Raw genomic sequence first — 19,831 nt, forward strand, 5'->3', positions numbered from 1 at the left:
CCATCCGGACCGGCTGCGCCGGGATGCCGCCCACACGTCGTGCCACGTCGGCCGGGGTCGCCGTCGTCTTCCTCATGCCGCCCTCCGGGGTTCGCTGGAAAGCCGGCCGAGGACACCGGCCAGGCTCTGGGCGGTCGTCGCCCAGCCGTTCAGCGCCGCGCGGCGGCCGCGTGCGGCGGCCTTGAGGCGACGTCGTACGTCGGCCTCGCCGAACCAACCCCGCAGCTCGACCGCGAGGGCGGCCGGGTCCTCCGGCGGGACGAGGATGCCGGGGACGCCGCCGTCGGGGGCACGGCCGACCGCCTCCGGCAGCCCGCCGACGTCCGTCGCGAGGACGGGGATGCCGCGGGCGAGCGCCTCGGTGACGGCCATGCCGTACGTCTCCGCGTAGGAGGTGAGGACCATCAGGTCGGCGGAGGCGTAGGCGGCGTCGAGCTCGGCGCCGGCCTTCGGGCCCGCCAGTTCCAGCCGGTCCTGCAGCCCGTACCCGGCGATCAGTGCGCGCAGCCGGGCGACGTACTCCGGGTCCTGCTGGAGGCCGCCCACGCACACACAGCTCCACGGGAGGTCCCTCGCCGCGGCCAGGGCCTCCACCAGCCGGTGCTGGCCCTTGCGCGGGGTGACGGCGGCCACGCACAGCAGGCGCGACACGCCGTCGGTGCCGGAGGCGAGGGGGGCGATGTCGGCGCCGGGGGCGGCGACATGGACCCGGTCGGGGGCGAGTCCGTGGTGGGAGACGAGACGGCGGACCGCCCAGTCGCTGGTGGCGATCACCGCGGGGACGGCCCGCAGCACGTCCCGCTCCTTGGCGTCGAGCTCGGCCGCCGCCTCGGGCGCGAGGCCCCGCTCGTCGCCCAGCGGAAGGTGGACGAGGACGGCGAGCCGCAGCCGCTCCGCCTCGGGGACGATGATCTCCGGCACCCCGCAGGCCACGAGGCCGTCGAGGAGGACGACCGTGCCGTCGGGGAACTCCCGCAGCGTCCGCGCCAGATCAGCGCGGGCGGCCGCGTCCGGGCGTGGCCAGGATCCGCCCACCCGGTGCTGGTGCACCCGCCATCCGAAGCCGGGCAGATCCAGGCACAGACGCCGGTCGTAGGCGTTGCCGCCGCTGGGGTTCGCCAGGTCGTCGACACCACCCGGCATCACGAACTGCACCGAACGCAGGGACATGGGGATGATCCCGCCGATCTTGGGAAGCGGGGCCTGTGCGGGCACGTAGGCGAGCGGGGCCTGCTGCACCGCGGCCTTCTCCAGGGTCACGTCGGTCACAGCGCACGCTCGTAACTCGCCCAGGCGATGTGCGACTCGTGCAGGCTGACCGCGATGGCGGCGATGCCCCGGGCGCCCTCCCCGAGCGCGCCCTTGTGGATCCGCTCCGCGAGCCGGTCCGCGACGACCTTGGCCAGGAACTCGGTCGAGGTGTTGACCCCGGCGAATTCGGGCTCGTTGTCGAGGTTGCGGTAGTTCAGCTCGCTGACCACCGCGCCGAGCTCCTGCGTGGCCAACCCGATGTCGACGACGATGTTGTCGTCGTCCAGCTGCTCGCGGCGGAAAGTGGCGTCCACGAGGAACGTCGCTCCGTGCAGACGCTGCGCGGGTCCGAAGACCTCGCCGCGGAAGCTGTGGGCGATCATGATGTGATCGCGGACGGTGACACTGAACAACGGACGACCCTCCAGGTGCGGCGCCTCTGCTCCCCCGGCAGTTGGCCGCCGGGGGATGCCGTGTAGTACGGCTCTTCGCTTCCCCCTGTTCAGCCCGATCTCACTCTTTTCTCAGGTCAGGCGCTCTTGTTCGTACCCGATGCGGTGACACAGGGCCGGAATCTCGCCCTTCGCGAGCTTCGGCATGACCTCCGGCAGCTCCTCGAAAGCGCTGTCTCCGGTGACGAGGGCGTCGAGCGCCGGGTCGGCCAGCAGCTCCAGGGCGAGCGCGAGCCGGTCGGCGTACGAGCGGCTGGAGCGACGGGCCGGCGAGACGGTGCCGACCTGGCTGCTGCGGATGACCAGCCGCCGCGAGTGGAAGTCCTCGCCGAGCGGGAGGGAGACCTTCCGGTCGCCGTACCAGCTCAGTTCGAGGACGGTGCCCTCGGCGGACAGCAGCTCCAGGGAACGCGTGAGGCCCTGTTCGGTGGCGCTGGCGTGCACGACCAGGTCGAGGCCGTCACGGGCGTCCTCGGGAAGGGCGAAGTCGACACCGAGGGCCTCGGCCACCTTCGCGCGGGCCGGGTCGGCGTCCACCAGCTGCACCCGGACCCCGGGGAAACGGGCCAGCAGCGCGGCCACCGAGCAGCCGACCATGCCACCGCCGACCACGGCGATCCGGTCGCCGACCAGCGGCGCCGCGTCCCACAGCGCGTTGACGGCCGTCTCGACCGTGCCGGCGAGGACGGCCCGCGGCGCGGGCACCGAGTCAGGTACGACCGTCACCGCCGCCGCCGGGACGACGTACCGCGTCTGGTGCGGGTAGAGGCAGAAGACCGTGCGCCCGACCAGCGCCGCCGGACCCTTCTCCACCACCCCGACGTTGAGGTAGCCGTACTTCACGGGAGCCGGGAAGTCGCCCTCCTGGAACGGCGACCGCATCGCCGCGTGCTGGCTCTCGGGCACCCGGCCGCCGAAGACGAGGGTCTCCGTGCCCCGGCTGACGCCGGACCACAACGAGCGCACCAGCACCTCGTCCTCGGCCGGGTCGGGAACGACCACCTCGCGGATCTCCCCCTCACCCGGAGAGCTGACCCAGAACGCGCGAGCGGTGACAGACATCGGCATCCTCCTGAACGATCGGCAACCGGCCCACGTACCGAGGTGTGCACAGTCCGCGCACAGTACGCGGCACTGATCATCTTTGTCATCTGGCCGGAGGAATGTGCGGTGGCCCTGAACAACACTTACGACGCAAGGCTGGTCCAGCAGGAGACCGCTGTGGGAGCGGGCGTTCAGATCCTGTTGCTGGCTCTGCTCGGCTCGGCGATCGGCCTGGGGCCGGCGGGCTGGGTGACCGGTCTCGTCTTCGCCATCGCCACCTGGGGGGTGCTCTCCCGGGCGCTGCACCGCTCCAGCCTGCGCTCGTTCGGCCCGGCCAACCGGGTGACGCTCGGCCGGGCGACCCTGGTCGGCGGGGTGACCGCGCTGGTGGCGGACTCCTTCGAGAGCACGCCGCCGGTGACGCTGCTGGTCGGCCTGACGGCCGTGGCGCTGATCCTCGACGGCGTCGACGGCAAGGTCGCCCGCCGTACCGGCACCTCGACGGCGCTGGGCGCGCGCTTCGACATGGAGGTCGACGCGTTCCTGATCCTGGTCCTCAGCGTGTACGTCTCGATGGCGCTGGGCCCGTGGGTCCTGCTGATCGGCGGCATGCGCTACGTGTTCGTCGCGGCGGCCCGCGTCGCCCCCTGGCTGAACGCCCCGCTCCCGCCGAGCACCGCCCGCAAGACGGTCGCCGCGCTCCAGGGTGTCCTGCTGCTGCTGGCGGGCGCGAACCTGCTGCCGTACGCGGCCAACTTCGCCGTCGTCACCCTGGCACTCGGCTCACTCGTGTGGTCCTTCGGCCGGGACGTGCTGTGGCTGTGGAGGACCTCCCGGATCGCGACGCAGGCTCCGGCGCCGCAGGTCCTGGAACTCGTGTAACGCACCTCTCCCATGGGGCAGGGCCCGGACCGGGTGCCACGGTACGGGCCCTGCCCCATGGGCCTTCCGGGTGCTTACGGCCGTGCCGACCGCGTCCGTACGACGGCGAAGGCCGCCGCAGCGAGACCCAGCACCCCGACGACCAGGCCCACGATGCCCAGTCCCCGGGCCGTGGAGTCGTCGGTGGCGGTGGCGGTGACGGTGGTCTGTTCCGTGCCGTCCGCGCTCTTCGAGCCGGCGCCTGCGGCGCTGTCGCCGTCGTCCGCCGCTGCCGCCGTCAGCTTCAGCACCGGCGCCGGGTTCTCCGGTTCGTCCGCGCCCGCGACGGCCTCCTCGATCCAGCGGACGGTCGTGCCGTCGGAGTAGGTCTGGAGGGTCTTGAAGGCCAGCTGACCGGTGTCGTCGGGGAGTTGACCGAAGGCGACGTCGAAGTCCTCGTACTGGCCCGCGCCGATCTTCCCGCCGGTCCAGGTGATCTCCGAGACGGCCTCGGTGATCGTGCCGTCGTCGGTCTTGACCGGTGTCCGGAGCTTCGTGGTGGTCACTTTCGCGGTCCAGCCGTCCTGCGGGTGCACCAGCACGCCGAGCACGGGATGGTCGGTGGGCAGGAAGACCTGGACTTTGGTGGTGCTCGCGGCGTCCTCCTCGTTGGGGACCCGGAAATTGAGGACGCCGTCGGTGGCTCCCTTGGCGTAGCTCTCGGGGTGCACGGTGACGTGCGCGGAGGCGACGCCGGCGGCGGCGAGGACCGCGGCGGCGGCGAGCACGGTGCCGAGACCGGCGCGGCGCAGGACGGGGTGTGTCGTGGACATGAGTGAGTGCTCTCCGTACAGATGAGGATGGGGGTCCGGCACGGGCCGGCTCGGGGTCAGATCGCGTACGGGAGCGGGGTAGGCGGTCCGCGGCGGCTCACCGCGTGACGCAGCATCAACTGCCGGGGCGGGACCGGAGCAGGGACGGCGGGGCGGACCGACGGCACGGGCAGCGGGACGGGAGTCCCCCGCCACCAGGCCGCGAGGCCCGGCAGGAACGCGACCGCCCAGCGCAGCAGCGACCACAGGGCGGCCTCTCCGCGCCGCAGCCACCAGGAGGCGACCAGCGCGGCGAGAACATGGGCCGCCGTCGTGTGCGGGGTCAGGGCCGTGACGGTGTGGGCGTGCAGGTGAACAGCGTGCGCGTGCAGGGCGTGCGCCTGCATCGCGTGTGCCTGCATTGCGTGCGCCTGCATTGCGTGCGGGGACGCCATCGGCATCGTGGGCATGGTCCGCGCGGCCGGGCCGGCGCGGGCCGCGTCGAAGGCGATGTGCAGGCCGGCCTGGGTGGCCAGCATGGCCGCGCCGATCCCCGGCAGCGCGCGTTCCCGGGCGCCGAGCAGCCACCCGGCGGCGAAGACGGCCAGGAATCCTGCGGCGTCCGTCCACGGCGGCGGTGTGTCACCCGTCGCGAGCCCGTGCCCGGCGGCGGCCAGCAGCACGCACACCGCGGCGAACACCGCGGCGCGCAGACTCCGGACGGCCGGGGACGCGGTCATGGTGAGGGATCCTCCCACGCCCGACTGATACGTCGGCGGCCGCTCCCGCGTTCATGTCTTGCGGGGCAGCCCGTGGTCATGCGCTGCGGGGAAGCCCGCGTTCACGCCCTCCGGGAAGGAGGGCCACGGCCGCCGCCGGTACGGCGGCCAGCAGAAGCCAGGGAACGGCCGGTGGCAGCCCGGCGTCCAGGAGGGTGCCGGTGGCCGCGCTGCCGAGCAGCACGATCAGCCCGGACACCGAGGACAGTGCCCCGGTGTACAGGCCCAGCCGGCCCTTCTCGGCGAGGTCGGGCACCCAGGCGCGGGCGGCGGGGACGACGAGCATCTGACCGAGCGTGAGCAGCAGGACGAACACGACGACGGGCAGCAGCCCGGCCGCCCCGGTCCGGCCCGCCGGCCGGGCTGCGGCCACGACGGCGAATCCCGCGGCGATCAGCGCGAGCCCGGCCGCCATGCAGCGGCGCGGGTCGAGCCGCTCCCCCGCCCACCGGGTGACCGCCAACTGGGCGGTCACCACGAGCAGCGACGACAGCGCGAACAGCCAGGCCAGCGGCGTCTGCGAGGCGGCCGCGCGCTCCACCTCGGCGGGCAGGGCGAGGTAGAGCTGGTTGTAGGCGAGGAGATAGGTGCCGTACGCGCAGCACAGAGCGAGGAAGCGGCGGTTGCGGAGCAACGGGCCGACACCGCCGCGCAGGTGCACCCGGGAGCGGCCGGGGAGGTGCTGCGGCAGCAGCCGGGCGTGAGCCGCCAGGACGAGGACGAAGACGCCGGCTCCGGCCAGGCACACCGCGCGGAAGTCGACGGCGAGGAGCAGCGCCCCGAGCAGCGGTCCGGCGAACGCCCCGGCCTGCCCGGAGACGGTGAACAGCGCGAGCACCCGGGTGCGCGGCCCACCGCCCGACTCCTCGTGCACGACGGCCTGCCGCACCACCTCGGACTCGACGGCGGGTGAGAACAGCGCGGCCGCGAACCCGATCAGCAGCACCGCCCCGACGACGGTCCAGGTCTGTTCGGCGTACCCGAGCCAGCCGAACCCGGCGATGCGCAGCGCGCACCCGGCGAGCACGACGGGCCGGACGCCGTACCGGTCGGCGAGCGCTCCGCCGACCACGAACAGCCCCTGCTGGCTGAAGGTCCGCAGCCCCAGCACGAATCCGACCAGCCAGCCCGCCATGCCGACCGCCTCGCCCAGATGCCCGGCGAGGAAGGGCAGGACGGCGAAAAAGCCGATGTTGAAGGCGAGTTGCGTGGCGATCAGCAAGCGCAGCAGAGGGGAGAGAGGTGGTGTCCCCGCCGCGTCGCGGCGCGGGATGAGGTGCATCGCCGTCATCCGGTGCCCACCAACTCCGTCAACGGGGACGGCTGTTCGTCGGCGGTCCGGACTGCCGTACGCGCGTGTCGCGGCCGCGGCCGCCGCAGCCCGCCGGCCGCGGTCACCGCCAGCGCGCCGAGGAGGGCGAGGACGGTGGCGGGGGCGAGAACGGCCCAGGGAGCGCGTTCGGCGTAGGGCTGGTTCTCGGCGAGGAGCAGACCCCACTCGGGGGACGGCGGCTGGGCGCCCAGACCCAGGAAGCCGAGGGAGGCCAGGGCGAGGGCGACGCCGGGCAGGCGCAGCAGGGCGTGCCGGGCCACGGGCGGGAGGACGGCGGGCAGGAGCTCGCTCCTCAGCAGCCGGCCGGGCCCCGCACCGAGGGAGCGGGTGGCGGTCAGGTGGAGGGTGGCCCGTTCCTGCCGCAGCAGCGCGGAGGTGTGCGCGGCGAGCGGCGCCCAGGCCACGACCGCCACGGCGAGAACGGGCGTCGTGGGCCCGCTTCCCCAGACGGCGGCGACGAGAAGCGCGGCGAGCACCGGCGGTACGGCGTTCACGGTGTCGACGAGCGGCCCGGACACCCGGGGCAGGAGCCCGAGCACCACTCCGGCCGTCAGGGCGATCGCGCTGATGGCGAGCGCGAGGAGCAGGGTGTCGAGGGCGCCGTGCGCGACCCGGGCGAGGACGTCGCGGCCGAGCGCGTCGGTGCCGAACGGATGGGCGGCGGAGGGGGGTCGAAGGCGGTCCGTGGTGTCGAGGGCGAGCGGATCGCGGGGCAGCCCGAGGGAGATGACGACGGACAACAGGAGACCGTATGCAATAGGCAGGATCCTGCGGACCGGTGGCGGTGGCCGGTGGAGTGTATGCAAAGCACCGTCGCGCAACGCGGGACCGATGAGCAGCCGGGCGGCGAGCTTGGCGCCGCCGGTGGTGAGGGCCGCGAGGGCGACGAGGACGAGGGTGCCGGCCTGGAGGACGGGCAGGTCCTGCGCGATCGCGGCCTGCAGGGTGGTCCGGCCGAGCCCGGGGATGTCGAAGATCTGCTCCACGGCGACGGACCCGCCGGTCAGGCCCACGACGAACAGCCCGAGGTTGGGCAGCAGTCCGGGCACACAGCGGCGCAGCGCCTTACGGGCGATGCTCCGGCCGGGAAGTCCGCGCGCGGCGGCGGCCAGCGCCCAGGGTTCGGCGAAGGCGGCCGGCAACTGGTCGTCGAGGAGCCGCCCGAGCACCGCACCGGCGGGCAGGCCCAGGGCGAGCGCGGGCAGCACGGTCCACTGCGGGCCGTACCAGCCGAGGGCGGGAAGCCATCCCCACTGCACACCGACGACGGTGGCGAGCACCGAAGCGGTCAGGAACTCGGGCAGCGCGGCGAGCACGGCGGACCCGGAGCCCCCGGCGGGCCGCCCCTCCAGGCACCGCCGCGCACCGAGGTGCAGGGTGCGGGCGCACACACCGGCGGCGGTGACCAGGGCGACCGTCAGCGCCGCCACCATCAGCAGCAGCGACGCGCCGAGTGCCTCGAGAACGCCGGGCAGGACATCGGAACCGGAGATCCACGACTGCCCGGCGTCGCCGCGCGACAACTCCGCGAGCCACTGTCCGAGCAGCGGCAACGGGCCTTCCTGTAGACCGAGTTGGGCGCGGACTTCGGCGAGCACCTCGGGGGTCGCGTCCCGGTCGGCGGACCGCGCCTTGAGCACGGTCAGCGCCGGGTCGGTGTGCGACAGCCAGGGCAGCAGCCCGATGCCGCACACCAGCAGCACGGCCAGCACGGCACGCCACAGCAGCGCGCCCAGCCTGTTCCGCACGCCCGTCAGCGCCGGGTGCCGGTGCCGACGAGCGTGCGCTCGTACGGGTCGAGGAGCACACCGCCGACCTCGGCGCCCACACCGGTGACGACGCGCTGGTGGACGAGCGGGATGACGGCGTCCGTGCCGAGGATCGCGGCCTCGGCGGCCATGACGGCGTCCTGCCGCTGGTCGGTGTCGGCCACCGTCTGCGCCTTGGCGACCGCCCGGTCGACGCCCTTGTCGCAGAGCAGGGCGAGGTTGTAGCCGCCGTCGCAGGTGAAGTCGGCGGCCAGGAGCGAGACGGGGTCGCCGGTGTCGAGGAGGCTGTTGCGGGCACCGACGAAGGCGTCGAACCTCCCCGCGAGCGCGTCGCTCTCCAGCCTCGAATACTCCCGCACCTCCAGCCTCACCTTGAAGCCGGCGTTCTCCAACTGCTGCTTCAACACCTGCGCCGTTTCCGGGAGTTCGGGTCGGTTGTCGTAGGTGGCGAGGGTGAGCGAGGCGCCGCCGGGCCTGCCGGCCGGCACCCGTCCGGCAGGCTGGACACGTTTGCCCTCGGCCCAGGTGACGGCGGGGCCGTAGATGCCGGCGCCGGCGTCCGCGTGACCCTCGTAGACGCCCTTGGCGAGGGCGGAGGTGTCGACGGCCGCCCGCGCGGCGGCCCGCATCGTCGGGTCCCTGAAAACGCCCGACTTCGCGTTGAGAAGCAGGCTGGTGGTGCGGGTCGTGGCGGTCTCGCGGCGGGTGTCCGCGTCGAGGGTGGGGGCCTGGGCGACGGGTATCGCCTCGGCGAGGTCGACCTGTCCGGTGCGCAGGGCGTTGGCGCGGGCGGTGCCGTCGGCGATGAAGCGCACCTGGAGACCGGAGGCCTGGGCCCGGCCGCCCCAGTACTCGTCGAAGCGGTCGAGGTCGGCGGCGGTGGCGCCGGTGACCTCGGTGAGTTCGAAGGGTCCGGTGGCGGTGCCGACCGGGTCGACCGCGCCCTTCTCGCCGTAGGCCTTCGGAGCGAGGACGGCGAGAGCGGGACTGGACAGGCGCAGGGGCAGGACCGGGTCGGGGGCGGCGGTGGTGACGCGTACGCCGGTACTGCCCTCCGCCTTCGCCGTGAGGGTGACGCCGGACAGCGCGGCCGGGGCCGGCTCCGCCTCGGTGGCGTGCGCGAGGGAGGCGGCGACGGCGGCGGGAGTGACGACCGTACCGTCCTGGAAGGCGGCCTCGCGCAGGGTGAACAGCCAGGTGCGGTCGTCCTCGCGGCGCCAGGAGGTGGCGAGCGCGGGGACGGCGGCGCCGTTGGCGTCGAGGCCGGTCAGCCCCTCGGTGACGCCGAGGCGACTGAGGATCGTCGCGTCGGCGCCATAAGGGGACAGGTTCTCGGCGGGCGGGAAGGCGAGGGCGACACGCAGCCGGGAGCCGTCTTCGGCGCCGGAGGCCGCGGCGCCGTCACCACCTGAGGAGGCGAAGCAGCCGGCGAGCAGCGGGGTGAGGAGAGCCGCGGCGAGCAGCCGGGGCGGACGGGGGCCGCGGGGACGGCGGGAACGGCGGGGAAAGCGCATGGGGTTACCGGCCTGAGGGACGAGGGCGAGAGGAGGGCGGGGCAGGAGAAGCGGAAGGGGCGAAGGGGGTGACGGGGGTGACGGGTGCGGAGGGGGTGAAGGGCACGGCGGGGATGGAAGGAGCCGGAGGGGCGAAGGGGAAGGGAGAGGCGGGGGGAAGAGCGCCGAGGGGGGCATCGAGCGGGACGTCGAAGTGCACGATGCTCTGACCGCCGGTCACGCCTTCCCGCTCGTCGTGCACCACGGTGCCGAGCGAGCGCCAGAACCCCTCGGCTCCTTCGACCGCCGGATCCGTGTGCAGATAGACGGACCGGTAGCCGCCGTCCGCGGCCGCGAAGGCGAGGAGTCCGGCGACCAGCCGCCGGGCGAGGCCGCGCCGCCGGTGCTCCCGGCGGACGTAGACACGGCGCAACTGCGCGGTCGCGCCGGAGGGGTAGCGCTCGGCGACTTCGCGCGGGTTCGGCGGGTGCACGGGACCCCGGGAGTCGAGCGCCGCCGTCGCGACGACCTCGCCGTCCTCGCCGTCGAGCGCGACCAGCAGGACGTGCCGGGCCGGGACGAGGTAGGCGGCGACCGGGTCGATGATGTCGCCGTGCCAGCGGGGCACGTAGCCGGTACCGAAATCGCGGTAGACGGTGTCGAGCATGACGGCTCGGGCGCCGTCGAGGTCCTCGGGGCCCGCGGGCCTGATGCAGTAGTGACGCACTTGCGCATCATAGGCAATAAGCAAAGAAGGTTGATCACTTAACCGCCACTCCCGGATTTGACAGAGATCGTCACGCGCCCCTAAATCTAGCCACATGACATTCATTTTCAACAAGGGGGTGCTGTGATGCGCGTCGCGTTCGTGGGGAAGGGCGGCAGCGGCAAGACGACCCTCTCGGCCCTGTTCGCCCGGCAGTTGGCGCGATCCGGGGCACCGGTGCTGGCCGTGGACGGCGACATCAACCAGCATCTGGCGGAGGCTCTCGACCCCGCGGCCCGCACGGCTCCCTTCGCGGCGCCGCCCCTGGCCGCGCATCTGGGCGACATCAAGGACCTGCTGCGCGGCACCAACGCGCGGATCGCCTCCCGTGAGGTGATGGTCAAGACGACCCCGCCGGGCCGCGGCTCACGGCTGCTGCGTCTGCTCGGCGACGACGCACTGCACGCGCGGCACGTCCAGGAGGTCGGTGGCGTGCCGTTGATGGTGACGGGCGAGTTCGACGAGAGCGACCTGGGTGTGGCCTGCTACCACTCCAAACTGGGCGCGGTGGAGCTCTACCTGAGCCATCTGGTGGACGGTCCCGGCGAGTACCTGGTGATGGACATGACGGCCGGCGCCGACGCCTTCGCCTCCGGCCTCTTCACCCGCTTCGACATGACGTTCCTGGTGGCCGAACCCACCCGCAAGGGCGTCTCCGTCTACCGCCAGTACCGCGACCACGCCCGCGAGTTCGGCATCCCCCTCGCCGTGGTCGGCAACAAGGTGACCGGCGAGGACGACCTGCTCTTCCTGAAGGAGGAGGTGGGTGACGACCTCCTCACCCACCTCGTCCACTCCCCCTGGGTCCGCTCGGCCGAACGGGGCGATCCCCAGGGCGAGTTGGAGGACACCAACCGCCACGCACTCGCCCTCCTGCGCGAGAGAGTCGACTCCCGCGAGAAGAACTGGCCCCTCCTCCACCGCCACGCCGTGGAGTTCCACCTCCGCAACGCCCGCGCCTGGGCGGACGCGGCGACCGGTCAGAACCTGGCCGCCCAGGTGGACCCGGAGTTCGTCCCGGGCCCGGCCTCACTTCACTGACCTGAGAAGACCCCGCGCGCGTCGAGGCGGGCGCGGCCCCTCCCCCACCCCTCCACCAGAACAGGACACCCATGTCTCTCGACGTCTCCCCCAAGCTCCTCTCCGAGGCCGAAGCCGGCGCCATCCGCGAGGAGGACTTCGTGGACACGGTCCGCGTCTCCCTCCCCTACGCCTACGACCTCATCGCCGGCCTCGCCACCGAACTGCACGCCGGAGTCGGCGAGTTCACCGACAACCAGACCCCTCCCCCGTCCGAGCGGGAACGCGGCCAGCTCCTGCGTGCCCTCGCCAGCGACGCCATCCGCGGCAGCCTGGAGCGCCACTTCGGCGTGACCCTGGCCTTCCAGAACTGCCACCGGGTGGCGGCCTTCCGCCCGGGCGCCCGCGACGGGTCCACCTACGCGCGGTTCACCTCGACCCGGGCCCAGGTACTGAACCAGTCGGCGGAACTGCGGGACTGCTGATCCCCGACAGGCGGGCCGACCGGATGCCGTGCACGGGTCGGCCCGCCGAGGGCCGGCCCCGCGTCAGCGCCCCACTCGGATCACGCAGGACCGGCGGCGCCGTCCGTGAACGCCTTCACGGTGGCCACGAAGCGTGCGGCATCGTCCCGCCAGGGAAAGTGCCCCGCACCCGGCTGCACGATGAGGTCCGTTTCCGGGAACAGTTCCGCGAACTCCCTCATCACGGGTGGCGGAGCCGCGAGGTCCCACTCCCCCGCCAGGAGCAGGACAGGGGACGCGAAGGTGGCCAGTGCCTCGCGGGTGGCAGCCGGGGCGAAGGCGCCCTCGGCGGTGTACACGGCCGCCGCCTCGTGGTTCTTCGCCCGCTCGCCGGCCTCGTCGAAGGCGCGGGCCGCCTCGTCCCAGCGAGCGTGCCAGAAGGGGGCGACGGCGCTCCACGAGTCGGCCGTGGCCCGCCCGGCGGTAACCGCTTCCAGGGCCGCGTACGCGGGGGCGAACCATGGTTCGCCCCGACGCAGGCGGGCCGTGCCCAGACGGTCCTCCGCGGTGATCTCGAGGCCGAGGGCGTAGACGCTGGGGGTGATCAGCAGGAGGCGGCCGACGCGGTCGGGGTGGCGGGCGGCGTAGAGGACCGCCAGGTTGGCTCCGCCGGAGTGCGCGAGCAGATCGATACGGCCGAGGCCGAGATGCTCACGCAGGGCCTCGATGTCGTCGACGAGGCGATCGCACCGGTACGACGACGTGTCCCGCGGAATCGCCGACTCCCCCGTGCCTCTCGGGTCCAGCCCGATGAGCCGGTGGTGAGCGGTGAGCCCGCCCAGGTCGCCCAGGTATGCGGCGGACTGCATGGGCCCACCGGGCAGACAGACCAGGGGCGGCCCGTCTCCGGACTCGTGGCAGGCGAGGCGGGTTCCGTCGTGGGCGGTGAAGGTGATCATGCGCCTGAGCGTTTCAGGGCGGCGGAAACGGAACAAGCGGTTTCGACGGCCTTCCCCCACCTCCGCGCGGACGACCGACGCCGCCCCATCGGGGAGCACGGCGGGCACGGGGTCCCCTTGTCGATACCCGTGCCCGCCCGTGCCCCGCCCCCCTCAGGCGGCCTTCACCGCCCCCTCCCGGTGGCGACGGATGATGTCCGCGTAGTGGCGTCCGGTGCCCTTGATCGTGCGGGTCTGGGTGCCGTAGTCGACATGGACGAGGCCGAAGCGCTTGTCGTAGCCGTACGCCCACTCGAAGTTGTCCAGCAGGGACCAGGCGAAGTAGCCGGCCAGGGGCGCGCCCTTGCGGGCGGCGGAGGCGCAGGCGGCGAGGTGGCCGGTCAGATAGGCCTGGCGCTCGGGGTCGTCGACGGTGCCGTCGGGGCGGACGGTGTCGGGGTACGAGGAACCGTTTTCCGTGACGTACAGCCGACGTGCGCCGTACTCGTCGGTCAGGCGCAGCAGCAGTGTCTCGATGCCGCTCGGGTCTACCTCCCAGTCCATGCCGGTGCGCGGGACCCCGTCCCGGCGGACGGACCGGGCGTGCGGGGCGGGGCCGTCGGGGTCGTCGCTCACCGTCGCCGGGAAGTAGTAGTTCAGGCCCAGCCAGTCCAGCGGGGCGGCGATCGTCGCCAGGTCGCCCGGCTGTTCGGGGAGTTCGACGCCGTACACCTCCCGCATGTCGGCCGGGAAGCCCCGGCCGTGCACGGGGTCGAGCCACCAGCGGTTGGTGTGGCCGTCCATACGGCGGGCGGCGGCGATGTCCTCGGGGCGGCCGGTGGCGGGGTGGACGGTGGAGAGGTTGTTGACGATGCCGATCTCGGCGCGCGGGACCGCCGCCCGGATGGCCTGGACGGCGAGTCCGTGGCCGAGGAGCAGATGATAGGAGGCGCGGACGGCCGCCGTCAGGTCCGTGAGACCGGGGGCCATCTTGCCCTCGAGGTGGCCGATCCAGGCCGAGCACAGAGGTTCGTTCAGGGTGGCCCAGTGGGTGACGCGGTCGCCCAGCCGGTCGGCGACGACCGCCGCGTACGCGGCGAAGTGCTCGGCGGTCTCCCGCTCGGGCCAGCCCCCGCGGTCCTGGAGTGCCTGCGGAAGGTCCCAGTGGTACAGGGTGACGGACGGGGTGATGCCCGCCTCCAGCAGGCCGTCGATCAACCGGTCGTAGAAGCCGAGGCCCTTGGCGTTCGCCGGGCCGTCGCCGCCCGGCACCACCCGGGGCCAGGAGACCGACAACCGGTAGGCGTTCGCGCCGAGTTGCCGCATCAGGCCGATGTCCTCGCGCCAGCGGTGGTAGTGGTCGCAGGCGACGTCACCGTGGTCGTCGCCCGCGATCTTCCCGGGAGTGTGCGAGAACGTGTCCCAGATCGAGGGCGATCGGCCGTCCTCCGCCACGGCTCCCTCGATCTGGTAAGCCGAGGTGGCGGTCCCCCACAGGAAGTCCCGGGGCAGGGCGGCAAAGTCGATGGTCACTGAAGTCCCTTCGGAATCGGGGTGGTTGCTCACTTCACGGCTCCGGCGGTCAGCCCGGCGACGAGATAGCGCTGCAGCAGCAGGAAGCCGGCCACCACCGGCACGCTGACGACCAGCGAGGCGGCCATGATCTGGTTCCAGTAGACGTTGTTCAGGGTGGAGTAGCCCTGGAGTCCGACGGCGAGCGTGCGGGTGGTGTCGTTGGTCATGACGGAGGCGAACAGCACCTCTCCCCAGGCGGTCATGAACGCGTAGACGGCGACCGCCACGATGCCGGGGATCGCGGCCGGTACGACGATCCGGAAGAGCGCGCCGAGCGGACCGCAGCCGTCCACCAGCGCCGCCTCGTCGAGGTCGCGTGGCACCGAGTCGAAGTAGCCGATCAGCATCCAGATGGAGAAGGGGAGGGAGAACGTCAGATAGGTCAGGATCAGGCCGCCGCGCGAGCCGAACAGCGCGATGCCGGTGGCGTCGCCGATGTTGACGTAGAGCAGGAACAGCGGGAGGAGGAAGAGGATGCCGGGGAACATCTGCGTGGACAGCACGGTGACCGTGAAAACCCGTTTCCCACGGAAGTCGTAACGGCTCACCGCGTACGCGCTGAACACGGCGATCACCACCGAGCAGACCGTCGCCGCGCCGGCCACGACCAGCGAGTTCACGAAGTACCTGGCGAGCGGGATCGTCGACCAGATGTCGATGTAGGGGCGGATCGTCAGGCCGCTGGGCAGCCAGCGGAACTTGCCCGTGACGTCCGCGAGGGGCTTCAGGGAACTGGAGACCATCACGTACACGGGCAGCAGCACGAAGCCGGTGAGCAGGGTGAGGAAGATCCGCCGGGACCAGAGGAACGAACCCGGTGGTGCCATCGGGGAGTTACGACGCACGGGAAGCCCTCCGTCCGCGCGAGGTGACGGCCAGGTAGACGCCCGTCACGGCCAGCAGGAAGAGCAGCAGCAGGACCGACATCGCCGAGCCCGTGCCGAAGTTCCAGGTCACGAAGGAGGCTTGGTAGATGTGGACCGAGATGAGGTCCGCGGCCTCCGGCGCGGCCCGCCCGAACAGGACGAACGGCGTGTTGAAGTCGTTGAACGTCCAGAGGAACAGGACCAGGATCAGGACCTGGTTGACCGGGCCCAGGGACGGCAGGGTGATGCGGCGGATCTGCTGCCAGACGCCCGCCCCGTCCAGTGCGGCGGCCTCGTACAGCTCGCCCGGGATGTTCTGCAGCCCGGCCATGACGATGAGGAAGGCGAACGGCCAGCCCTTCCACACCGACACGGTGAGCAACGCGTAGAAACTGTTGTCGCCGATCAGCCAGAAGGACGGCTTGTCGGTGAGCTGCAGCTGGTCGTGCAGGACGTGGTTCACCAGGCCGTTGTCGTGCTGGAACATGAAGACCCAGGTGATCACGGCCGCGTAGACCGGCAGGGCGTACGGCACCAGGAACAGCGCCCTCAGCAGGCCCCTTCCGCGGAAGCCGTCCTGCATGAAGATCGCCGCCGCGGTGCCGATGAGCCAGCACAGGCCCACCGAGAGCAGCGTGAAGCCCACGGTGACGAGGAAGGAGTGCAGCAGTGCCTCGCCGACGGGGGCGTCGAAGTCGACCGACACCCGGTAGTTGTCGAAGCCTGACCAGGGGGCCGTTCCCCAGTCACGGATGTAGAACTGGGTGAGCTCCTTGAAGCTCATCACGATGCCGATCACCATCGGCACGAGGTGCACGAGGAGTTCGAGGACGAGGGCGGGCAGGAGCAGCAGGTAGGGCAGTCCGATGCGGCGGATCCGGCCGGGACGCGGACGCGGGGCCCGGCCGGATCCGGGGTCTGCGCGAGGCTTTTCGACCTCGGCTGTGGTGGTCATCGTGCTCACTTCGTCGGCATCTGCTGCTGGGCCTTGGCGAGCTTGGCCTTCACCGACTCGGTGGTCACCGGGCGCCCGGCGGCCGCGTCGGCGAACAGCTCCTTGACGGCCGTACCGATCACCGTCTCGAACTGCGACTCGTCGGCGACCTGCGGCAGCGCGGCGGCGCTCTTGGCGAGGGTGTCCTTCAGGACGGCGTTCGCGGCGGAGTTGAAGCCGGCGTCCGCCTGGGCGGAGGCGACGGGCGGAATGGTGCTGTAGGCCTTGTTGAGGATCTTCTGCTCCTCGCCGCCGGTCATGAACTTCACGAACTCGGTGGCGCCGTCGAGGTTGTCGGTGTTCTTGAAGACCGCCAGGTTGATGCCCGCGACCATCGAGTTGACCTGCGTGCCGGTGCCGGGGGTGCTGGACTGCACGGGCACCGGCGCGATGCCGTACTTGTCCTCGCTCATGCCCTGGGACTTGAGGTTGGCGGACGCCGTCTGCCACAGCAGCATCGCCGTCTTCCCCTTGGCGAAGTCGCTCACGGACTGGTTCTGCGCGTACTCGGCGTTGCCCTGCGGGATGGCCTTGTCCTTCGCCATGAGGTCGACGTACTGCTTGACCGCGGCGACCGCCCCGTCGGACGTGAAGTCGGGCTTTCCCTCGGCGGTGAAGAAGTCGGCCCCGTGCTGCTTGGCGAAGACGAAGACGTGATGGACGTTTTCCGAGACGTTCGCGCCCTCGGCGCCCAGGACCTGCTTGCCCTTCGCCTGGATCTTCTTGCCGTCGGCCACCAACTCGGCCCAGGTGGCGGGCGGTTGGGCTATGCCGGCGTCGGCGAAGATCTGCTTGTTGTAGTACAGGGCGTAGGCCATCGAGTACAGCGGCACCGCGGCCGGGTCCTTGCCCTGCGCTCCGGTCGAACCGAGCGCGGATTCGACGAAACGGTTTCTGCCTCCGATCTTCGCGAGGTTCGCCTCGTCCCAGGGCAGCAGCGCGCCGGTGGCCTGGAGCGAGGCCGACCAGGTGTTGCCGATGTTCAGGACGTCGGGGCCCTGGCCGGACGTGGTCGCCGTGAGGATCCGGTTGAGCAGGTCCGACCAGGGGACGACCTCCAGCTTCACCTTGATCCCGGTCTGCTTCTCGAACTTGTCGAGTTCGGGCTGGAGGACCTTCTTGTCCACCTCGATGCTCGCGCCCTGGTTCGAGGCCCAGTACGTCAGGGTCTTGGGCGACTTGTTGGAACCCTCGCCGTCCGTCGAGGTGCCGCCTCCACAGGCCGTTGCCGCGAGGGCGAGGGACATGACGACGGCGCCTGTGGCCGCGGCTCGGATGGTGCGCATGGGTCGGCTCCCGGTGTCATCAGGACTTAATTTAGGACGTGAGTTAAACCTCGGAAGCGGCCTGCGTCAAGAGTTACGGCACAGTCGGGGGAACTCGGCTCCCAGTACTTGACGCGCACGTTCGGGTAGTTGAAGCATTCAGCGCTGAGAGAGCGCTCTCAAGCAAGCGATCGTTCACTTCCTTAAATCAGCCGTTCACTTCGAGCGGCCTGGACCGAGGAGAGCCGCCCATGCCCCACACTCCGTCGTCGGAGACGCCCGCCGTGCGCCGCAGAGCGGTCCTCGCCGCAGCCGCCACCGCCGCGGCGGCCCCCGCCCTCGCGGGACTCGCCTCCGCGCCGGCCTCCGCCGCCCCAAGCGCAAAGCGTGTGCGCGCGCTCCCGGGCGGGGGCGACCTCGGCCCGAACGTCCTCGTCTTCGACCCGTCGACCCCGGACATCCAGGGCCGGCTGGACGCCGTGTTCCGGCAGCAGGAAGCGGCCCAGTTCGGCACCGGACGCTACGCGTTGCTGTTCCGCCCCGGTACCTACCACGGTCTCAACGCCCAACTCGGCTTCTACACCTCGATCGCCGGCCTCGGCCTGTCCCCCGACGACACGACCATCAACGGGGACGTGACCGTCGACGCGGGCTGGTTCGGCGGCAACGCCACGCAGAACTTCTGGCGTTCGGCGGAGAACCTCGCGCTCGTCCCGGTCGGCGGCACCAACCGGTGGGCGGTCGCCCAGGCGGCCCCGTTCCGCCGGATGCACATACGCGGCGGTCTCAACCTCGCCCCGTCCGGCTACGGTTGGGCCAGTGGCGGCTACATCGCCGACAGCCGCATCGAGGGCGAGATCGGCCCGTACTCGCAGCAGCAGTGGTACACCCGCGACAGCGCGATCGGCAGCTGGCTCAACGGCGTGTGGAACATGGTGTTCTCGGGGGTGGAGGGCGCTCCCGCCCAGAGCTTCCCGAACCCGCCGTACACGACGCTCCACACGACCCCGGTGTCCCGGGAGAAGCCGTTCCTGTACGTCGACGGCGCCGGGGCGTTCCGCGTCTTCCTGCCCGCCAAGCGCACCGACGCGCGCGGGGTCAGCTGGGGCAACGGCACACCGCGCGGCAGCTCGCTGCCCCTGTCACGGTTCTACGTCGCCAAGCCGGGCGTCACCGCCGCCACACTCGACCAGGCCCTCGCACAGGGCCTGAACCTGCTGCTGACCCCGGGGATCTACCACCTCGACCGGCCGATCCGGGTGAACCGCGCGAACACCGTCGTGCTGGGCCTGGGGTACGCCACCCTGATCCCGGACAACGGCGTCACCGCGCTGAAGGTGGCCGACGTCGACGGGGTCCGGCTGGCGGGCTTCCTCATCGACGCCGGTCCCGTCAACTCCCGGGTCCTGCTGGAGGTCGGTCCGACCGGCGCGTCGCGCGACCACTCCGCCAACCCCACCACCGTCCAGGACGTGTTCGTCCGGATCGGCGGGGCGGGCCCGGGCAAGGCCACCACCAGCATGGTGATCAACAACCGCCACACGATCGTCGACCACACCTGGGTCTGGCGCGCGGACCACGGCGAGGGCGTCGGCTGGGAGGCCAACCGCGCCGACTACGGCGTCGTCGTCAACGGACACGACGTGCTGGCCACGGGCCTGTTCGTGGAGCACTTCAACAAGTACGACGTGCAGTGGAACGGCCAGCGCGGCCGCACGATCTTCTTCCAGAACGAGAAGGCCTACGACGCGCCGAACCAGGCGGCGATCCAGAACGGCTCGGTAAACGGTTACGCCGCCTACAAGGTCGGCAACCACGTCACCCGGCACGAGGGCTGGGGCCTGGGCAGCTACTGCTTCTACAACGTCGACCCGACGATCGTCCAGCACCACGGCTTCGCCGCGCCCGACGTACCGGGCGTGAAGTTCCACGACCTGCTGGTGGTCTCCCTGGGCGGCCAAGGCCAGTACGAGCACGTCATCAACGACCTCGGGGCGCCGACTTCCGGCACGTCGACGGTGCCGTCGACCGTGGTGTCGTATCCCTGACCCACCTGGGCGGCACCGAGCTCCTGAGCAGCCGGCCCGCGCCGTGCGCACCAGGAGCACCAGAAGCACCAGAAGCACCAGGGGATGCCTGGCCTCCGGTT

General features: G+C 71.9%; 17 protein-coding genes and 1 pseudogene. 4 read left to right on the top strand and 14 right to left on the bottom strand.

Translation table 11 applies throughout. From position 1 onward, the window contains the following. Nucleotides 1–72: 72 nt before the first annotated feature. The 3 genes from OG440_RS06145 to OG440_RS06155 all read right to left on the bottom strand — a co-directional run bounded on the left by OG440_RS06145 (nucleotide 73) and on the right by OG440_RS06155 (nucleotide 2,765). Nucleotides 73–1,269 (bottom strand): glycosyltransferase family 4 protein, encoded by a 1,197-nt coding sequence (locus OG440_RS06145; protein ID WP_406005809.1) that lies wholly within the window; start codon nucleotides 1,267–1,269, stop codon nucleotides 73–75. Further along, nucleotides 1,266–1,664 (bottom strand): 6-pyruvoyl trahydropterin synthase family protein, encoded by a 399-nt coding sequence (locus tag OG440_RS06150; RefSeq protein ID WP_406005810.1) that lies wholly within the window; start codon nucleotides 1,662–1,664, stop codon nucleotides 1,266–1,268. Before OG440_RS06150 ends, OG440_RS06145 begins: the two co-directional genes overlap by 4 nt. A gap of 111 nt (nucleotides 1,665–1,775) precedes the next feature. After that, nucleotides 1,776–2,765 carry a zinc-binding alcohol dehydrogenase gene (locus OG440_RS06155; RefSeq protein WP_406005811.1) on the bottom strand — a complete coding sequence of 330 codons (990 nt, stop codon included), beginning with the start codon at nucleotides 2,763–2,765 and terminating at the stop codon, nucleotides 1,776–1,778. Between the two features lie 108 nt (nucleotides 2,766–2,873). Here OG440_RS06155 and OG440_RS06160 point away from each other — a divergent pair, with 108 nt between their 5' ends. Continuing rightward, nucleotides 2,874–3,629, top strand: coding sequence for a CDP-alcohol phosphatidyltransferase family protein (locus OG440_RS06160; protein WP_406005812.1), 756 nt, complete (start codon nucleotides 2,874–2,876; stop codon nucleotides 3,627–3,629). 74 nt (nucleotides 3,630–3,703) lie between these two features. Here the strand turns inward: OG440_RS06160 and OG440_RS06165 are convergent, their stop codons facing one another. From OG440_RS06165 to OG440_RS06190, 6 genes and pseudogenes are all read right to left on the bottom strand, one after another. Next, a complete protein-coding gene (locus tag OG440_RS06165) occupies nucleotides 3,704–4,441 on the bottom strand; it encodes a YcnI family protein (RefSeq protein WP_406005813.1) in 738 nt (245 codons plus the stop codon). 56 nt (nucleotides 4,442–4,497) lie between these two features. Then, nucleotides 4,498–5,160, bottom strand: a complete 663-nt coding sequence (locus tag OG440_RS06170) for a hypothetical protein (RefSeq protein ID WP_406005814.1) — start codon at nucleotides 5,158–5,160, stop codon at nucleotides 4,498–4,500. Between the two features lie 76 nt (nucleotides 5,161–5,236). Continuing rightward, complete coding sequence (locus OG440_RS06175; protein WP_406005815.1) at nucleotides 5,237–6,490, bottom strand: MFS transporter; 1,254 nt, start codon at nucleotides 6,488–6,490, stop codon at nucleotides 5,237–5,239. Beyond that, complete coding sequence (locus OG440_RS06180; protein WP_406005816.1) at nucleotides 6,487–8,280, bottom strand: ABC transporter permease subunit; 1,794 nt, start codon at nucleotides 8,278–8,280, stop codon at nucleotides 6,487–6,489. Before OG440_RS06180 ends, OG440_RS06175 begins: the two co-directional genes overlap by 4 nt. Before the next feature lie 5 nt (nucleotides 8,281–8,285). Continuing rightward, the gene (locus OG440_RS06185; protein ID WP_406005817.1) at nucleotides 8,286–9,815 is read right to left on the bottom strand and encodes an ABC transporter substrate-binding protein; all 1,530 of its coding nucleotides are present in this window, start codon (nucleotides 9,813–9,815) and stop codon (nucleotides 8,286–8,288) included. A 178-nt stretch (nucleotides 9,816–9,993) separates the two neighbouring features. Then, a pseudogene (locus OG440_RS06190) lies at nucleotides 9,994–10,521 on the bottom strand (GNAT family N-acetyltransferase); the annotation flags it as partial. 126 nt (nucleotides 10,522–10,647) lie between these two features. On the opposite strand from OG440_RS06190, the gene OG440_RS06195 reads away from it, so the two are divergent. Both OG440_RS06195 and OG440_RS06200 read left to right on the top strand, forming a co-directional pair. Continuing rightward, complete coding sequence (locus tag OG440_RS06195) at nucleotides 10,648–11,601, top strand: ArsA-related P-loop ATPase (RefSeq protein ID WP_406005818.1); 954 nt, start codon at nucleotides 10,648–10,650, stop codon at nucleotides 11,599–11,601. 71 nt (nucleotides 11,602–11,672) lie between these two features. Next, nucleotides 11,673–12,065 (top strand): SCO5389 family protein, encoded by a 393-nt coding sequence (locus OG440_RS06200; protein WP_406005819.1) that lies wholly within the window; start codon nucleotides 11,673–11,675, stop codon nucleotides 12,063–12,065. 80 nt (nucleotides 12,066–12,145) lie between these two features. On the opposite strand, the gene OG440_RS06205 is transcribed toward OG440_RS06200, so the two are convergent. From OG440_RS06205 to OG440_RS06225, 5 genes are all read right to left on the bottom strand, one after another. After that, a complete protein-coding gene (locus tag OG440_RS06205) occupies nucleotides 12,146–13,003 on the bottom strand; it encodes an alpha/beta fold hydrolase (protein ID WP_406005820.1) in 858 nt (285 codons plus the stop codon). Nucleotides 13,004–13,156: 153 nt separating this feature from the next. Next, nucleotides 13,157–14,515, bottom strand: a complete 1,359-nt coding sequence (locus OG440_RS06210) for a GH1 family beta-glucosidase (protein ID WP_406005821.1) — start codon at nucleotides 14,513–14,515, stop codon at nucleotides 13,157–13,159. 29 nt (nucleotides 14,516–14,544) lie between these two features. Further along, entirely contained in the window at nucleotides 14,545–15,384 is an 840-nt protein-coding gene (locus OG440_RS06215) for a carbohydrate ABC transporter permease (protein ID WP_406011267.1), read from the bottom strand. A 7-nt stretch (nucleotides 15,385–15,391) separates the two neighbouring features. Then, a complete protein-coding gene (locus OG440_RS06220) occupies nucleotides 15,392–16,378 on the bottom strand; it encodes a carbohydrate ABC transporter permease (protein WP_406005822.1) in 987 nt (328 codons plus the stop codon). 5 nt (nucleotides 16,379–16,383) lie between these two features. Continuing rightward, nucleotides 16,384–17,703, bottom strand: coding sequence for an ABC transporter substrate-binding protein (locus OG440_RS06225; protein ID WP_406005823.1), 1,320 nt, complete (start codon nucleotides 17,701–17,703; stop codon nucleotides 16,384–16,386). 230 nt (nucleotides 17,704–17,933) lie between these two features. On the opposite strand from OG440_RS06225, the gene OG440_RS06230 reads away from it, so the two are divergent. Next, nucleotides 17,934–19,730, top strand: coding sequence for a coagulation factor 5/8 type domain-containing protein (locus OG440_RS06230; protein ID WP_406005824.1), 1,797 nt, complete (start codon nucleotides 17,934–17,936; stop codon nucleotides 19,728–19,730). Nucleotides 19,731–19,831: the final 101 nt, after the last annotated feature.

This window comes from Streptomyces sp. NBC_00637 (genome assembly GCF_045161545.1).
GTDB lineage: Bacteria > Actinomycetota > Actinomycetes > Streptomycetales > Streptomycetaceae > Streptomyces.

Bases quoted from the DNA above. Each gene is read 5' to 3' on its own strand.
- OG440_RS06155 (WP_406005811.1), bottom strand. From the start codon at position 2,765: ATGTCTGTCACCGCTCGCGCGTTCTGGGTCAGCTCTCCGGGTGAGGGG.
- OG440_RS06220 (WP_406005822.1), bottom strand. From the start codon at position 16,378: ATGACCACCACAGCCGAGGTCGAAAAGCCTCGCGCAGACCCCGGATCC.
- OG440_RS06215 (WP_406011267.1), bottom strand. From the start codon at position 15,384: ATGGCACCACCGGGTTCGTTCCTCTGGTCCCGGCGGATCTTCCTCACC.
- OG440_RS06205 (WP_406005820.1), bottom strand. From the start codon at position 13,003: ATGATCACCTTCACCGCCCACGACGGAACCCGCCTCGCCTGCCACGAG.
- OG440_RS06225 (WP_406005823.1), bottom strand. From the start codon at position 17,703: ATGCGCACCATCCGAGCCGCGGCCACAGGCGCCGTCGTCATGTCCCTC.
- OG440_RS06195 (WP_406005818.1), top strand. From the start codon at position 10,648: ATGCGCGTCGCGTTCGTGGGGAAGGGCGGCAGCGGCAAGACGACCCTC.
- OG440_RS06230 (WP_406005824.1), top strand. From the start codon at position 17,934: ATGCCCCACACTCCGTCGTCGGAGACGCCCGCCGTGCGCCGCAGAGCG.
- OG440_RS06170 (WP_406005814.1), bottom strand. From the start codon at position 5,160: ATGACCGCGTCCCCGGCCGTCCGGAGTCTGCGCGCCGCGGTGTTCGCC.
- OG440_RS06175 (WP_406005815.1), bottom strand. From the start codon at position 6,490: ATGACGGCGATGCACCTCATCCCGCGCCGCGACGCGGCGGGGACACCA.
- OG440_RS06185 (WP_406005817.1), bottom strand. From the start codon at position 9,815: ATGCGCTTTCCCCGCCGTTCCCGCCGTCCCCGCGGCCCCCGTCCGCCC.
- OG440_RS06165 (WP_406005813.1), bottom strand. From the start codon at position 4,441: ATGTCCACGACACACCCCGTCCTGCGCCGCGCCGGTCTCGGCACCGTG.
- OG440_RS06200 (WP_406005819.1), top strand. From the start codon at position 11,673: ATGTCTCTCGACGTCTCCCCCAAGCTCCTCTCCGAGGCCGAAGCCGGC.